This window comes from Jeotgalibaca ciconiae (assembly GCF_003955755.1).
GTDB classification, from domain to species: Bacteria; Bacillota; Bacilli; order Lactobacillales; family Aerococcaceae; genus Jeotgalibaca; species Jeotgalibaca ciconiae.
Map to the genome: position 1 here is coordinate 1,478,336 of NZ_CP034465.1, position 15,837 is coordinate 1,494,172.

The 15,837-nt window shown below is 35.4% G+C and carries 12 protein-coding genes; 8 read left to right on the forward strand and 4 right to left on the reverse strand.

The annotated features are described in order from the left end of the window. The first annotated feature begins 3 nt into the window (after window positions 1–3). From EJN90_RS07020 to EJN90_RS07045, 6 genes are all read left to right on the forward strand, one after another. On the forward strand, window positions 4–3,114 hold the full coding sequence (locus EJN90_RS07020; RefSeq protein ID WP_126109782.1) for a type I restriction endonuclease subunit R: 3,111 nt from the start codon (window positions 4–6) through the stop codon (window positions 3,112–3,114). Window positions 3,115–3,191: 77 nt separating this feature from the next. After that, window positions 3,192–5,390: an AAA family ATPase gene (locus EJN90_RS07025; protein WP_126109784.1), complete on the forward strand. Its 2,199-nt coding sequence runs from the start codon at window positions 3,192–3,194 to the stop codon at window positions 5,388–5,390. 1,156 nt (window positions 5,391–6,546) lie between these two features. Next, window positions 6,547–7,254 (forward strand): glucosamine-6-phosphate deaminase, encoded by a 708-nt coding sequence (locus EJN90_RS07030; protein ID WP_126109786.1) that lies wholly within the window; start codon window positions 6,547–6,549, stop codon window positions 7,252–7,254. Window positions 7,255–7,461: 207 nt separating this feature from the next. After that, on the forward strand, window positions 7,462–7,857 hold the full coding sequence (locus EJN90_RS07035) for an SRPBCC family protein (RefSeq protein WP_126109788.1): 396 nt from the start codon (window positions 7,462–7,464) through the stop codon (window positions 7,855–7,857). A 67-nt stretch (window positions 7,858–7,924) separates the two neighbouring features. Then, on the forward strand, window positions 7,925–8,662 hold the full coding sequence (locus EJN90_RS07040) for a class I SAM-dependent methyltransferase (protein WP_126109790.1): 738 nt from the start codon (window positions 7,925–7,927) through the stop codon (window positions 8,660–8,662). A 130-nt stretch (window positions 8,663–8,792) separates the two neighbouring features. Beyond that, window positions 8,793–9,341 (forward strand): cysteine hydrolase family protein, encoded by a 549-nt coding sequence (locus EJN90_RS07045; RefSeq protein ID WP_126109792.1) that lies wholly within the window; start codon window positions 8,793–8,795, stop codon window positions 9,339–9,341. 257 nt (window positions 9,342–9,598) lie between these two features. On the opposite strand, the gene EJN90_RS07050 is transcribed toward EJN90_RS07045, so the two are convergent. Then, window positions 9,599–10,339, reverse strand: coding sequence for an alpha/beta fold hydrolase (locus tag EJN90_RS07050; protein ID WP_126109794.1), 741 nt, complete (start codon window positions 10,337–10,339; stop codon window positions 9,599–9,601). Between the two features lie 163 nt (window positions 10,340–10,502). Between EJN90_RS07050 and arr the strand changes: the two genes are divergently transcribed. Continuing rightward, window positions 10,503–10,925 (forward strand): NAD(+)--rifampin ADP-ribosyltransferase, encoded by a 423-nt coding sequence (arr, locus tag EJN90_RS07055; RefSeq protein ID WP_126109796.1) that lies wholly within the window; start codon window positions 10,503–10,505, stop codon window positions 10,923–10,925. A 382-nt stretch (window positions 10,926–11,307) separates the two neighbouring features. Here the strand turns inward: arr and EJN90_RS07060 are convergent, their stop codons facing one another. From EJN90_RS07060 to EJN90_RS07070, 3 genes are all read right to left on the reverse strand, one after another. After that, window positions 11,308–12,906: an ABC transporter permease gene (locus EJN90_RS07060; RefSeq protein WP_126109798.1), complete on the reverse strand. Its 1,599-nt coding sequence runs from the start codon at window positions 12,904–12,906 to the stop codon at window positions 11,308–11,310. 2 nt (window positions 12,907–12,908) lie between these two features. Continuing rightward, a complete protein-coding gene (locus tag EJN90_RS07065) occupies window positions 12,909–13,805 on the reverse strand; it encodes an ABC transporter ATP-binding protein (protein WP_126109800.1) in 897 nt (298 codons plus the stop codon). Window positions 13,806–14,051: 246 nt separating this feature from the next. Beyond that, window positions 14,052–15,236, reverse strand: coding sequence for an NADH-dependent flavin oxidoreductase (locus EJN90_RS07070; protein WP_126109802.1), 1,185 nt, complete (start codon window positions 15,234–15,236; stop codon window positions 14,052–14,054). Between the two features lie 239 nt (window positions 15,237–15,475). On the opposite strand from EJN90_RS07070, the gene EJN90_RS07075 reads away from it, so the two are divergent. Beyond that, window positions 15,476–15,808 (forward strand): glycine cleavage system protein H, encoded by a 333-nt coding sequence (locus tag EJN90_RS07075; RefSeq protein ID WP_126109804.1) that lies wholly within the window; start codon window positions 15,476–15,478, stop codon window positions 15,806–15,808. Window positions 15,809–15,837 lie beyond the last annotated feature (29 nt).

A 15,837-nucleotide genomic window follows, 5' to 3' on the forward strand; every position in this document is an offset into this window, starting at 1 on the left:
CATATGTTTAAATACAATGAATCAGAGTTAGAAGTCGCAGCACTCGAATGGTTAGAAGAACTAGGTTATGACATTGTTGAAGGTCCAGATATTGCACCAGATGGCGACAGCCCAGAGCGCGATAGCTTTCAAGATGTTGTGTTAGTTGATCGTTTGCGTGACGCTTTGCGAAAGATAAACCCAACAATTGATACGAAAGTCATTGAAGAAGCTGTTCAAAAAATAGCAGCAAATGCTTCGCCAAATTTAATTTTAAATAATAAACAATTCCATAAACTTGCGACAGATGGGATTGAGATTCAAGTACAAGGAACAGATGGGTATAATCCGACTGTTTCTGTGTATGTATTTGATTTTGAAAATCCACAAAACAATGATTTTATGGCAGTTAACCAGTTTACGATTATTGAAGGTCAATCAAATAAACGTCCTGATGTACTTGTCTTTGTTAATGGCTTACCTGTTGTCGTGATGGAACTCAAAAATGCGACGAATGAAGATGTTGATATTTCAGATGCATACAATCAAATTCAAACATATAAACAAGCGATTCCGACATTATTCCGTTACAATGCGTTCTTAATTACGAGTGACGGTATTAATGCACGTGTAGGTTCTCTTACTGCAAATGAAGAACGCTTTATGAAGTGGCGTACGGTTGATGGCATTTCATTAGCCAGTCCAGCTGAACCTCAGCTTGAAGTCATGATTAATGGGATGTTAGAGCCTCGTCGTTTAATGGATATTATTCAAAATTTTATTTTATTCCAAACAGATGGTGAAAATACATTTAAAATCTTAGCTGCCTATCACCAATACCATGCAGTAAATAAAGCAGTTGAAAAAGCACAAATAGCAACGGCAGAAAACGGTGACCATAAGATTGGTGTTATTTGGCATACACAAGGTTCTGGTAAAAGTCTCTCCATGGTGTTTTATGCAGGTAAATTGATTAAAGCGATGAATAATCCGACTTTAGTCGTTTTAACAGACCGTAATGATTTAGATGATCAGCTGTATAAAACATTCTCAATGTCGAAGGATATTTTACGGCAGTCACCAAATCAAGCACAGTCTAGTGATTCTTTACGTGAATTATTAAATGTAGAATCAGGTGGCATCATCTTTACGACACTACAAAAATTCTCACCTGATGAAGAAGTAGGTGAAATGCCGTGTCTAACAGACCGTACAAATGTTATTGTCATGGCAGATGAAGCCCATCGTTCACAATATGGTTTTGGTGCAGCATTATCGCAAAAGAAAGAAAGCGAAGGTGAATTGAAGTATGGCTACGCAAAATATGTTCGTGATGCGTTGCCGAATGCTTCATTCATCGGATTCACCGGCACACCTGTAGAATCAACAGACCGCAATACACCAGCAGTATTTGGTGAATACATTGATGTGTATGATATGTCACAGGCAGTAGAAGATGGTGCGACAGTTAAGATTTTTTATGAGTCTCGTGTTATTCCTCTAGAGTTACCAGAGGGATTAGCAATTGATGATGACTATGAAGATATTACAGAAGACCAAGAACTATCGATAAAAGAAAAACTGAAGTCAAAATGGTCACGTTTAGAAGCAGTCGCAGGTGCAAGTTCACGTGTCGAAAAAATGGCCCAAGATTTGGTCCATCACTATGAAGAACGTGGAAAAGCAATGTTCGGTAAATCAATGATTGTTGTGATGTCCCGTCGAATTGCGATTGATTTATACAAAGAAATTATTAAACTTCGTCCAGAATGGCATTCAGATGACGATGATAAAGGTGTTATTAAAATCGTTATGACAGGCTCATCGAGTGATCCAGTCGAATGGCAGCCATTCATTGGAACAAAAAAACGCCGTGAATTTTTAGCACGTCGTATGAAAGATAACGATGATTCATTAAAAATCGTTATTGTGCGAGATATGTGGCTAACTGGATTTGATGTGCCTTCAATGAATACGATGTATATTGATAAACCGATGAAAGGCCATAACTTAATGCAAGCTATCGCACGTGTAAACCGTGTATTTAAAGATAAACCAGGCGGCTTAGTAGTTGATTACATTGGTATTGCAGATAATTTAAAACAGGCATTAAAGCAGTATACAGATAGTGACCGTGAAACAGCAGGTGTTGATACAGCTCTTGCAGTAGATGTCATGTTAGAAAAATATCAACTTATTTTAGAATTGTTATACGGTCATGATTATTCAGGCTTTAAATCCGAAAAATCGTCGCAACGTATTAAAGCAATTGTGAATACGATGGATTATGTCATCGGACTGGGTGAAGAAGAAAAGAAACGCTTTTTAGACACTGTAACGGAATTATCAAAAGCATATGCTTTATGTGCAACGACACGAGAGGCAGAGGAATTAAACGATGAAATTGGCTTTTTTAAAGCTGTCAAAGCGAGTATTGTGAAAACAATTGGTGATGGTAGTAAAAAGAAAACAGCAACACAAATGGATGCACAAATTAATCAATTAATTTCAAAGTCGGTTATCTCGGAAGATGTGATTGATATTTATAAAGAGCTTGGATTAGAGAATCCTGATATTTCGATTTTATCCGATCAATTTTTAGAAGATGTTCGAGCATTACCACAAAAGAACTTAGCAGTAGAATTACTAAATCGTTTATTGAATGGCAAAGTGAAAAATGTGCAGCGCAGTAACTTAATCAAGGCGCGCAAGTTCTCTGAAATGCTAGCTAACTCACTGAATAAATACAATAAACGAACCATTGAAACGTCAAAAGTTATCGAAGAACTAATTGAATTAGCAAAAGAAATGGACGGAGCTTATAAACGCGGAGAAGATAATGGTATGGTCAGGGAAGAAGTCGCATTCTATGACGCATTAGCTTCACATGATACAGCCGAACAAGTTTTAGGAGACGATACGTTAAAAATCATTGCTCATGAATTAACGCAGTCCATCAAAGAAAACATGAGTATTGATTGGAATTTACGTGATTCTGCACGTGCAAAAATGCGTGTGATGGTCAAACGATTACTTAAAAAACACGGTTACCCACCAGAAATCAGTAAACAAGCAATAGACACCGTAATTGAACAAGCAGAGCTGATGTCAGAGCAGTTGGCGTTGGAATTATAAAATAGTTAAGAGGATTCTAATTTGGTTTGGAATCCTCTTATTTTTTAAATTCATAGAATAGGACGGGGATAAACTTTATGTTATCTAACATTTTTTTGAGAAATGTAGCTAGCTACAATGAAGTAGGGACAAAATTTAAAGATTTAAAGAAGGTTAATTTTATTTATGGTAATAATGGAACAGGTAAATCAACTTTATCTAGAGGTTTTCTTAATATAGAAGATGTAGTCTACTCAGATTGTATTTATGAGGGAAATATAATAGGAGAAAGATTAGTTTATAATAAGAACTTTATTGATGAAAATTTTAAATCTGATAATGATATTCCAGGAATATTTACTTTAGGTAGGGATGATGTAGAGAAACAGATAGAGTTGGATGAAATTCAAAAAAATATAGAAAAAAATAAAGAGGACAAAATTAAAGCCCAAGATAATATAACTATCACTCAGGGAAAAATAGAGGAAAATCAGCAAAACTTTAACGATCTCATATGGAGTAAAAAGAGTGATAAAACAAATAGAATAAGTGCACTATATCAACATGCATTTATCGGGTTGCATGGAAGTAAACAACGCTTTTACAATGAGTACTGTAATCAAGTGGTTTCAAATGGATCTGAATTAATAAATATTGATGAGCTTTTTAAGAGTGCGGAAGTAGTATTCTCTGAAGAGCAAAGTGCATTAAGTAAAATACCGGCTTTGGAAATAAAGTATGAGTCGGGTAGTAAAATATTCAGTAAGTCGATTATCGGTAAAGAGGATTTAGAGTATGCCCACTTAGTTGAAAAACTAAATATACATACATGGGTTCATGAAGGATATAAAACTATTCAAGAGAATGATTTAGATTATTGTCCTTTTTGTAGAAGTGAGTTAAAAGAAGAAATAACTAATTACCTTACAGAATATTTTAATGAAAAATTTGAAAAAGAAATAGTAGAATTAAATAAAGAGATTATTAAATATAAAGAATATGCAGAGAATGTAATCTTATACTTAGAGGAATTACAAGCTTTAGACAATAAATATCTTGAAAAAATCATGGTAGAAAAAATTTTATTAAAAATAAAAGCTAAGAACCAAGAAAATTTAAAATATCTTTCCGAAAAAGAAAAAGCACCTTCAAATAAAATTGAATTAAAATTATTTGAACAAGAATTAGCAGAGTTAAATGAACAATTAACTATCGATAATGAAAAAATAGAAGTTCATAATAATACAGTACGGAAACTGGGGGAGGAAAAAGAAAGAATATTAAGAAATATTTGGAGAGTGTTTTTAAGTTCAACTGAAGTGGAGTATAAAAACTTTAAGAAAGAGCAAAAAAAGTTGAATGGTAGGTTAGAGGGGCTAAAAGAAGCTGTTGATACAAAGGATGAATATATCATAGAAAACCAAGAAAAGTATGAAAAAATTAAGGAAAGCATATTTGGGATTTCCTCTACAGTAATTGCGATTAATAAACAATTACATTTATACGGTTTTAAAAATTTTAAATTAAGAGCTGCAGAAGACGAGGGTAAGTACAAAATTGTTAGAGAAAATGGAGAAGATGCTAATAAAACTTTGAGTGAGGGAGAAAAAACATTCATTACTTTTCTTTATTATTACCACAGAGTTAAAAGTGTAGAAAATAAAAAACTACTTTTTATTGATGATCCAATTTCTAGTTTGGATAGCACGATATTATATATTGTTTCCACATTAGTTAAAGATTTGATTGAAAATAGTGATGAATATAAAATTGAACAATTATTTATATCAACTCATAATACTTATTTTTTTAAAGAGATAACTTACAAAGTAAATAATTGTTGTTATTTTATTATAAGAAAAAATGCAAAAGATGGTTCATATGTGAAAAGGTATGAAAAAAATCCAATTACAACTTCATATGAAGCTTTATGGAAAGAACTTATAGAACTAAAAGATTCAAGTGCAAATATCATTCAAAATGTTATGAGAAGAATTCTAGAGAACTATTTTAAATTTCTTGGTGGGATTGAATTGGATAGTCTCATAAAATACTTTGATGAAGATGAAAAAATAATTGTATCTTCATTAATTAAATGGACACATGATGGATCACATCATATACAAGAAGATTTATATATACAACAACAATCAGATATGAATGAAAAATATTTCAATATTTTTAGTGAACTTTTTATCAAAAGTGGCAATGAAGGGCATTTAAGAATGATGCTTGATAAGTGTATTACAGAAGATATTGAAAATCCGTTTAAGCTATTAGAAAAACACAGTGCATGATTTAAAAATAACATATATAAGAGGAAGATGTAGTATGGAATATTTATTTTTAGATGTAAAAGGAACACAAAACATAATAAAAGCTCTAGATGATAAAGAATTGTATAGTGATTCGTAGAAAATTCAATAGGCACTGACAACATGAAAACTTTCATTTCATCTGTTGTAAAAATATCTGGTGAGTATATAAAGGGATTAGAGTAAGGATTACTGACTTCTTGATTGTATTTATTGGTGGTTATATTTCTAAAATGTTCGGAAAAATAATGTATAACAAAGAACAACCTTTTTAGAGCCGATCCTTACCTGTAGAATTTTTTCAATTCAAAAAAAATAATTCGAATTACTTACAAAGATTAATGGTTACTTATTTAATACGGGGTTTCAATATAGTTATACAAATGATTTATATATTGATGATACAGAAGTTTTCAAAACTTTTTTAGAATATCTTAATACTTTCTCTTCTTTTCAAGAATTCAAAGCAATCAAACTTAATTCACATTCATTAGAACACTTTAAGATGCTGACAGTTGTAGCTCAAAAGAAATATGAGTAGATGGTTCGTAATGAATTCTGCGCTATTAGTATTTCAGGAAGTTTAAAAAAAGCCATAACGAGTGGTTTGGTAAGACCGTAATGGAATTTTTGAATTAAGATTGATAGTTTATAAAATGTAGGCTAAAATGTTTAATTTTAAATTGTCTAGTTTCGGATTTTGACTCAATTCTGAACAGATATATGTAAATAATCAAACTTTTTTATAAAAAGTAAATCTGCTTAACTATGAAACCCGTATGTTTTGATCGATTTTTGTTCAAAACGCGTGAGTCTCTTCTATTATAAAATCAAAGTTTGTAGCTTCCTTTTAATCAAACTTTATTCCAAACCAACATTAATGAGCATTTGAAATAAAGATACATTGCTCTAAAAAATGTATGATTTTCTCCTTTGGATATCATGTCCAAGGGAGTTTTTGACATGCTAAAGGGTATCGAATAACTTATTTACAATTTCTTGAATTCATACAACTATCTATAAGTATGAACTTTTATGGTAATTTAAAATAATAAATTCAAAGGATAGATTAAAAAGTGTATATAGCTCAAATATTGTGATAAAATTAACTCACTACAACTATAGTGGAGGTTATACAATGGAAGTTTTAGTATTTGATACAATCGAAGAAGCATCAGCCCAAGCTTTAACAATTTTCAAAGATGCTGTAGATAAGGGAGCAAAAGTATTTGGGTTAGCAACTGGCTCAACTCCAGAAAAGCTTTATGAGTTAATGGTTCAATCTGATATTGATTTTACAGAATCAACGTCAATCAATTTAGATGAATATTATGGTTTAAGTGGTGATCATCCACAAAGTTATCATTACTTTATGAAACAACGTTTATTTGATAAAAAACCATTCAAAACAAATTACTTACCTGATGGATTAAACGAAAATACGGAAGAAGAAACTGCCCGCTATAACCAGATACTTGCAGAAAATCCAATTGATTTACAACTATTAGGAATTGGAAATAATGGACATATCGGATTTAACGAACCAGGAGCAGATCTTGATGGGAAAACACAATTGGCGGATTTGGCTCCTTCCACAATAGAAGCAAATAAACGATTCTTCGATTCAGTAGAAGAAGTGCCGACAAGAGCTTATAGTATGGGAATCGCTTCTATTCTTAACTCTAAAAAAATTCTACTTCTTGCTTTTGGTGAAAGTAAAGCCGAAGCAGTGAAAAACATGATCGAAGGTCCAGTGACCAGTGAAGTACCTGCAAGTGCTCTACAAAAACATGAGAACGTAATTGTTATTTTGGATAAAGATGCAGCGAGTCTATTAAGTAAATAATCTCCATAAAATATTTTATGGTGTTGGTGGATTCATTTGATTCGCTGACACCTCTTTTTGTATATGTAAAAATAAAATAAAGAAATCAATTACAATGTGATGAGGGAAACGAAGGGAAGCTAGCAGAAATTCATTTCTTATTTAGTAATTCAAAATGGAAGTGCTACTATATAGATATTAAACAGGTTTTTAAGGAGGAAACACGAAATGTGTGCAGTAAAAGAGAGTTCTGTGTTGATAGATGGGGATATGAGGAAAGTTTGGAATGCTATAACGGACCCCCTTAAACTTACACAATGGTTTGTTCCTGATTCAACTTGGGAAATTCCTTGTTTTGAAGTTGGGGAAAAGGTAACCTTTACTTTGATGCCCAATGCTCATGATGGACTGGAAGAAAAAGAGCCAATGTCTCTAACCATTGAAAATATTATTCCTTTTATGGAATTTTCGCTTTCGGCCGATTCACAACCAAAATTTCTCTCTTTTAGACTAAAAGAAGAGAAGGGCATTCGCGTATTCATGAGTTCAGAAGGATACAATGAATCTTTAGAAAATTTAAAAGCATTTGTGGAGGGGAAAGAATTGCCTGCATTGAGGAAATAGATAGAGGATATCCCAAATGCAATTTCAGTGTCTTCTATTCGTTTTAGATAAAGGAGGTTTTCATGTAGTGAAACAAAATAAGTATGATGATAGCCATTTCTTTTCTGAATACAAAAAGATGGCTCGCTCAGTTGACGGCCTTGAAGGTGCAGGAGAATGGGCAATTTTTAAAACGTTATTGCCGGAATTCAAAAATAAAGATGTGCTTGACTTAGGATGCGGTTTCGGTTGGCATTGTCGGTATGCGCGAGAGAATCAGGCGAAATCAGTAATTGGCGTAGATATTTCCGAAAAAATGCTACAAACTGCTCAAGAAAAAACAGATGATCCGATGATCACGTATCTGAAAATACCGATTGAAGAAATTAATTTTTCAGATGCACAATTTGATGTTGTAATCAGTTCTTTAGCTTTTCATTACATTGAATCTTTTGGTGGAATTTGCGAAAAAGTAAGTCAATATTTAAAGCCAGGCGGTTCCTTTGTCTTTTCGGTGGAACATCCTATTTTTACTTCTCGTAATCAACAAGATTGGTATTATGACGAAGAAGGAAGACTACTCCATTGGCCGGTGGACCATTACCAAAGGGAAGGTATACGGGAAACAACGTTCTTAACCGAGCATGTGATGAAGTATCACCGTACCTTTTCAACCTATATAAACGATTTGATTGGCGCTGGTTTTGAAATAAATGCTGTTCGGGAATCAATGGCATCAGAAGAGATGATAAAGATCAATCCGGAAATGGAGAATGAAAATAGAAGACCGATGTTTTTAATGATTTCAGCAGAAAAGAAGACTTAACTTAATTTAGAAAAAATAGATGACACTGGAGAAAGCGAATGCTAGTAATTTACCGGTGAAAGATTTGAAGGTATCTGTCGACTTTTCGATATATGAAATAAAATAAAATGATTCAACAGAATAGGGAGGAATGAATGTGTCAAAAGAGGCATTGGTGATTGTAGATATGAGTAATGATTTTGTAGCAGATGAGGGGACCCTGACAGTAGGAAAGCCTGGGCAGGATATTGTTCCATATATCGAGGAATTGGCAACCCAATTTTTAGCGAATGGAGATATCGTTGTTGTTTCGATGGATGCCCACCAGCCAAATGATCCTCATTTTGATTTATGGCCACCGCATAACATAGAAGGAACAAAGGGACAGCAGCTTTATGGCGATTTGTATGATTGGTTTCAAGGTCACAAAGACCATGAACATCTTCTTTACCAACCTAAAGCAAACTATAATGCCTTTTTTCAAACAGAGCTTGCAGAAAAACTAAGAAAGTTGGATGTAAAAAAAGTTCATGTGGCAGGAGTGACAACGGATATTTGTGATTTTTTAACGATAGCCGGTGCAGATGCAGAAGGATTCCAGACCGTTATACATAAACGAGGTATTGCAACTTTTACGGATCTAGGAGAAATAATGGTGAATCATATGGTACGTTGTTTCCACACAGAAGTGGTTGAATAAATCGAAGTATTTTGTACAAAGATGAGTGGGACTAAAGTCATTTAGAGACGAGGTTTACTTTATAAATATTAATCCATTTACAGAAACAGACGTTCAAATGGAATTTTCCTGCTGAACATCTTCATTTTCAAAAAATAACGATGTTCAGCAGGGAAATCAGCGCTGAACATCGTTATTCTAAAAAAATAAAGACATTCAGGCTGTAAAATGAGCTTGAATGTCTTTATTTTGGATTAACAAAAGATTTACTTCTCAGTTTACAACATTTCTTTCACAAAAAAATCGGTTACCTTATCCATCGTCTCCACTTTAACTAAATGCCCTTCGTCCTCATCCATAAATTGAACATTTGATAGACCCTTGTTCTCTTTCATAAACGAAACAACATCTTCATAGGGAACCACTCGGTCTTGCTGGCCGTGCCAGAAAAGTAAGGGCCGCCCATTAATTGTATTGGGATTTAAGGAGAGGTCATACTTTGGAATCCAGCTAAGTAAATCTTTGTAATCTGCTGGGAAGTACCAGCCGAGCTGAGTAGCGTGACGGGAAATCCTATCCCGGTATTCGGTTGGTTTGGGAGAACCCATCACACAGGCTGCTGCTTTAATTTCTGGATGGTGGGTAAGCAGGGCACAAGTAGTTATTCCACCCATTGAAAGTCCTCCTACTCCAATATTTTCCCCAGCCAAATTCATCCTTTGGAAATGATTCAAGATGTAACCAAACTCCATTAAGTTTGTGTGGATACTTTGCCAAAATGTTAGGGAAGGAACTTTTGACCTGGCTTGTTTCCGCTCTCCATGGTTCATCGCATCGGGCAGGATCACCCGAAATCCTTTCCTTGCTAAGGAGCGCGCTTGAGTCAAGTTCAATTCTTTCGCTGACTGCCAACCATGATAATAAATGATTATTGGTAATTTTTGGTTTTTCAGTTCATTTGGAACGACTTCTAATAGTGGAATGGTTCCGAGTGTTCGCTTGCGAATCGTGATTTTCATGTTTCTAACACCTCGCATACAGCATATCGGTAGAAGCGAAAAAAGTCTAATTTTTAAACTAGCATTCCGCTGTTTATTCCTGAAAGGAAGTTTCCACGTTGTCTCTCCTTGGGTCCTTTTTGCTATAATATAATAAATCAAGTAAACAATAGGAGGAGTTCAAATGAATAAAAAAGATTCTCTGCCTTTGGATGAGGGACCGTTTTATCATGGAACTAAAGCGATTTTAGAAACGGGTGACTTATTGACAACTCAATATAATTCTAATTATGGCAGCGGTAAAAAAGCGAATTATATCTATATGACTGCCACATTAGATGCAGCTAAGTGGGGGGCTGAACTTGCAGTGGGAGACGGACCAGAAAGTATCTATATTGTAGAACCCATGGGAAGCTTTGAGGATGATCCCAATTTGACTGATAAAAAGTTTCCAGGGAATCCCACAAGGTCTTATCGTACTCAACAACCATTAAAAGTAGTGGGGAAGGTTCTGGATTGGCAAGGACATTCCGCGCAAGAGCTTCAGCATATGCACGATCATCTTGAAAAGCTTAAACAGCAAGGGATTGAGGCAATCAATGACTAATGTTCGAACAGGGCTGATTAGAGAATCAGTCTTTTTTATAGACTAGGGGATTATAAGTTCAGCCATCAATGTCTAGCTTCCAAGTCCTGACCTAGTGAAAAAAAGATAAATTTGCCCCATTGCGCGCTTCGCTGCTCGCTAACGCATATCATTCGACTAACCCGCTGAAGCGTGAAGTCTCCTGACAATTCAGGGTCAAATTTCCTATTTTTTCATAGGTCAAGGCGGACTTGTCCGCTTTTCTTATAGTTCTATATTTATCGCATTTCGATAAATAGTGCTGGAGCTTCAAAAGAAATTTCAACGAAGTTCATTTGTATTCTACTAACACCAAGAATTATCGAACTGAGGAATTTTGATAATTTTTTATAGAAAAATGGTTTTATCCATTGGTATCTCTTTGTTTGAATCCAAGGAAACCAAGGATAGAAAATCCAGCAGCAATTCCTGATAAGACAAGAGCAGTTCCCCAATGATAGGGTTCTTGCGAGATTTGCGGAATATGGTAAAAGGACGAAAGGCCCATTAACCATTCAGGCATATCGAATAAACCTGAAAAATAGAGGACGATAAAGGCAAAACCTAAATATCCCCACACCATATTTGTAAACTTGGGAAAGCAGCCGTATAAAAACACTGTTAGACCAAGGACTAACCAAATAGCGGGTAAATAGGCTATTCCTGCTTTAAAAACAGATAAAATAGATACATCAAAGTTCATCACTACTGCTGAAACTCCAATCGCAAGTAATTGGCCAGTCTGCATAACGATACTTGTTAAGAAGGCAATCCATAAGAAAGTACCTAAAATCCCTCTTCTTGTTCGGTTTCCAGCTAGCAATTCATCCATGCGACCTTTATTTTCTTCTGTCTTTAGACGTAATAGAGTTTGTGTGGCAGGAATTGTTACAAAAATTGAAAGCAGACCGATAATGATAGTTAGAAATTGATCAACCAAATTGGCACCAGATTGCAAGGCGAGCATTTCTTTTATTAAGTCGTTATCTTTTAGCATTCCTTCAACATCCCCAATAACAGAGCCGTAGGATATTCCCAAAATAACTAATCCGACTAACCAAATGAGCAAAGGGGTGGAAAGCAGCCGCATAGCGAAACCGAATGTTGTTTTTAAAGAAGGAGTGGCATGACGCTTTCCAGGTTTTTCAGCCAATAATCCGGCTCCCACATCACGTTTTTGTTGTAAAAACAAGGCCAAAGCAAGAAGTAAACAAGTGGCGATTAGTAAACTAATAACCGGCTCCCAATTGTTTTTTACAAATGGTTCCGTTCGGTAAAGGAGACCGAGCGGAGACAGCCAACTAAGGAAACTCTGGTTAGAATCACCGATAATACGCAGAATATAGGCAATGCCTAATAGACCAAATGACCAAATCATCGCATTGCGGCTATTACTGGTCAATTGGCCCATTAGTAAGGCTACTACACCAAAAAAGAGACCAATAGTTCCATAAATAACGCCAGTAAGGATGCTTCCCTCAAGAGTGATGCTGATGTCTCCTAATGGGTAGATTACACCAATAGTTAAAAGAGAGAGCGATACATTCGATAGGAGTAACAATAAAAGTGCTGCACTGGTATGAGACAATTGACCGACAGGAAGAGCCCGCAATAATTCTAAAATGCCATCTTCTTCCTCGGCTCTGGTATTACGAACAACTAGTAAGATTGACATAATCGCAAATAGACAAAGGGTCAATATTGTCATCGTATGAGAATACATTGCACCGATTGTATAGTTATCTCCACCAATAACAGGCCCAAAAATGGCTTCCATAGCGGGATTCGACATCGCAAAAGCCATTAACTGACGTTCAGATGCATCACTGTATAGTTCTACATAAGCGTATATCGCAATAAATATAAAGGTCAGCGAGCCAAATATCCAGCTTAAAATTTTCAGCCGATCTTTTTTCAATGAAAAAAGGAATAACCGATTTGTTCGTACAAATTGATTTTTCATTTTTATGAATCCTCCTCCGTTTGATAATGACGCATGAAGAGGTCTTCTAATTTAGGAGGAGCACTTTCAAATTTAATTACGCCATATGGTTGAACGTAAGAAATAAGTTCATCCATATACTCGCTATCTAGTTGAAAAACAGCTTCATTTTTCTCAAAAGTAAGATTATGAACCCATTTCTGTTCAGCTAATTCGGGTACCTCTTTATTTGTTTTTAATGAAATTTGTATTCGAGTTAAATGGCGCAATTCATCTAATGTTCCAGATTCCACGATTTCACCTTGCCGGATAATGGCAACATAATCACACAACTGTTCTACTTCAGATAAAATGTGGCTGGACAAAAGTACACTCGCACCTTTTGTCTTCACTTCATCAATACATTCTTGAAAGACTTTTTCTTGTAGAGGATCTAGACCCGAAGTTGGCTCATCCAAAATATACAGATCAGCGTCAGCTGCAAAAGCAGAAATCAAAGCTACTTTTTGACGGTTACCTTTTGAATAGGTACGTGCCTTTTTTGTGGGGTCAAAATCGAACCGGCGCATCAAAGTTTCTTTTCGTTGTTTATCAACGTTCACACCCCTGAAACTGAGGAATAAATCGATTATTTCTCCGCCGGTTAGATTCGGCCAAAGATGAACATCACCTGGAACATAGGCGATTCGTTCATGGATGGCAACTGAATCTTTCCATACATCCTTTCCAAATATTGTCGCATTTCCCGAATTCGCTTTTAATAATCCAAGTAAAATACGAATAGCGGTAGACTTGCCTGCTCCATTTGGTCCGATGAATCCTAAAACTTTCCCCTTACCTAAAGAAAATGAAATATTATTCAGCGCCGTAACATTTCCGAATGTTTTCGTGAGATTGTTTATTTCAATAACTTTTGACATGGTTTCCCCTCCGATATTCAAAGTTTATTATGGTAGCTTACTGACTGCTGCAGCTTTGTAATAGAGACTTTTTGAAATAGGCAACAGTCGTAACCTTTTCTCTTCTCCATTATATAAAATAAATTGAAGGATATCAGAAATATGTGTCTACTATTAAAAAAATCTCTCAAAATGGAAGGAATTTAGAAAGGGGTGGTGAATAAAACCTATCTATCAAACAAAGTCATGGAGTCGTAATCGAGCTTTCTATTTATACAATTTTCTGAATTCTTGACGAGCTTCTTCGGAAAGAGATCCACCCATATCCATTAATTCGACAATATCTTTAAAAGCTCTTTCTGGAATGGCTAAGTCCGCTAATTCATCTGGAGTAAATCCCAAGTCAATTTCATTTTCCCGGCCATCTCTTAATTTTGCCACAAAATCCGGTTCTGTGACAAAAGGAGTAGAAGCTCCGACCATATCTGAGTATTGCAGGGCTTCGAGTGCTTTTTCTGGAGAATTGATGCCGCCCGTTGCCATGAGTGGTACTCGGCCTGCAATATGGTTATAAACAACTTGATTCATGAATTCATCCTTATATTTTCCTTGTCGGATGGTTTGTTTGTAAATGTTTTTCCCCCAACTGGCAGTAGCTAGATAATGAACATTGGATACTTCCATAATCCGGTCTACAAAATAAAGGAAATCTTCTACGCTATAACCAATTTCCTTGCCACGTGTTTCTTCTGGTGTTCCGCGAAATCCAAGAATAAAATCAGCAGGAGCTTCTTCATCAATCACTTTTTGGACAGCTGCCATTACTTCTATCCCGAATCGGGAACGATTTTCAACATTTTGATTGCCATATTCATCATCCCGTTGGTTTGAAAAAGTAGAAAAAAATGTCTGGATTAATAAACGCTGAGCACTTGAAATTTCAATCCCATCGAAGCCAGCCTGAATAGCACGTCTTGTGGCATCCGCATATTGCGTAATAACGTGTTGGATTTTACGTTTGCTCATCGGCAAGACTGTGTGTTCAACAGGACTTTTTAGCTGCATTTCACTGGGACCATAGACAACGCCAAAGTCTTTCAGAGCAATTTTGGCGAAACGGCCAGCGTGTGTTAGTTGAATGACTGCTTTAGCGCCTTCTTTTTTCATTGCTTGTGCTAATTTTTTCAGACCTTCAATGCTGCGGTCATCGTCGATACTGAAACCATACTCAAATAATTGTGCATATTCCTCAATATATGCCGCGCCAGTAATTTGCAGGGGAGCAGAACTCGCACGTCGTTTCGCGTAATCCAAGTCTTCTTTCGTTACATATCCTTCTACGGTGGAAGAGTTGGTGATCATTGGCGAAAGGACAAAACGATTCGCTAACTGAATCCCGTTCGGAAGTGTGATTGGTTGAAATAAAGGTTTGTATTGGTCAGTTGTCTTCATCTATCTATTCTCCCATTCTTCTTGTTCTTGATTCTAAAAATAAATTATAAATTTATGTACTAATACAGTTTTACAACCTGTCTTAGTCTGGTTGTTCCCAATAAACTTATCATATATTGGTCGTCTTTTCCATATTAATAAACTTTTAATGAAACGAGACACTCTATTGGAAGTTATGGAAATGAATGATATACTGAAAAGAGTGAAGATGAAAACTAACTGAGAAAGAAGGAATTGAAATGAAAAAACGTGCAAATTTCTTATTCATAGAAAAGAATAATGGAATCTATACATTGAGTATGACACCAGAATTACAAGATGATATTGGTACAGTTGGATTTGTAGAGTATACAGATGTTGATGAGCTTAAAACTGACGATGCAATTTTAAACTTAGAAGCTTCAAAAACAGTTCTTGAATTGGCTTCTCCTCTTGCTGGGAAAGTTGTGGAACGGAATGAGGCAGCAACAAGTGAACCAACACTTTTAAATTCAGCGAAAGCAGAAGAAAACTGGGTAGTGAGATTAACCAATGTGGATGAAGAAGCCTTTAACAAACTAGAAGAAGCTTAAGAATGATTATATGATAGGCCTGCTCATTT

Excerpts from the sequence above, each read along its gene's own strand:
- EJN90_RS07060 (WP_126109798.1), bottom strand. The coding sequence starts at position 12,906 with ATGAAAAATCAATTTGTACGAACAAATCGGTTATTCCTTTTTTCATTG.
- EJN90_RS07025 (WP_126109784.1), top strand. The coding sequence starts at position 3,192 with ATGTTATCTAACATTTTTTTGAGAAATGTAGCTAGCTACAATGAAGTA.
- EJN90_RS07020 (WP_126109782.1), top strand. The coding sequence starts at position 4 with ATGTTTAAATACAATGAATCAGAGTTAGAAGTCGCAGCACTCGAATGG.
- EJN90_RS07030 (WP_126109786.1), top strand. The coding sequence starts at position 6,547 with ATGGAAGTTTTAGTATTTGATACAATCGAAGAAGCATCAGCCCAAGCT.
- EJN90_RS07050 (WP_126109794.1), bottom strand. The coding sequence starts at position 10,339 with ATGAAAATCACGATTCGCAAGCGAACACTCGGAACCATTCCACTATTA.
- EJN90_RS07045 (WP_126109792.1), top strand. The coding sequence starts at position 8,793 with ATGAATGTGTCAAAAGAGGCATTGGTGATTGTAGATATGAGTAATGAT.
- EJN90_RS07075 (WP_126109804.1), top strand. The coding sequence starts at position 15,476 with ATGAAAAAACGTGCAAATTTCTTATTCATAGAAAAGAATAATGGAATC.
- arr (WP_126109796.1), top strand. The coding sequence starts at position 10,503 with ATGAATAAAAAAGATTCTCTGCCTTTGGATGAGGGACCGTTTTATCAT.
- EJN90_RS07065 (WP_126109800.1), bottom strand. The coding sequence starts at position 13,805 with ATGTCAAAAGTTATTGAAATAAACAATCTCACGAAAACATTCGGAAAT.
- EJN90_RS07035 (WP_126109788.1), top strand. The coding sequence starts at position 7,462 with ATGTGTGCAGTAAAAGAGAGTTCTGTGTTGATAGATGGGGATATGAGG.
- EJN90_RS07070 (WP_126109802.1), bottom strand. The coding sequence starts at position 15,236 with ATGAAGACAACTGACCAATACAAACCTTTATTTCAACCAATCACACTT.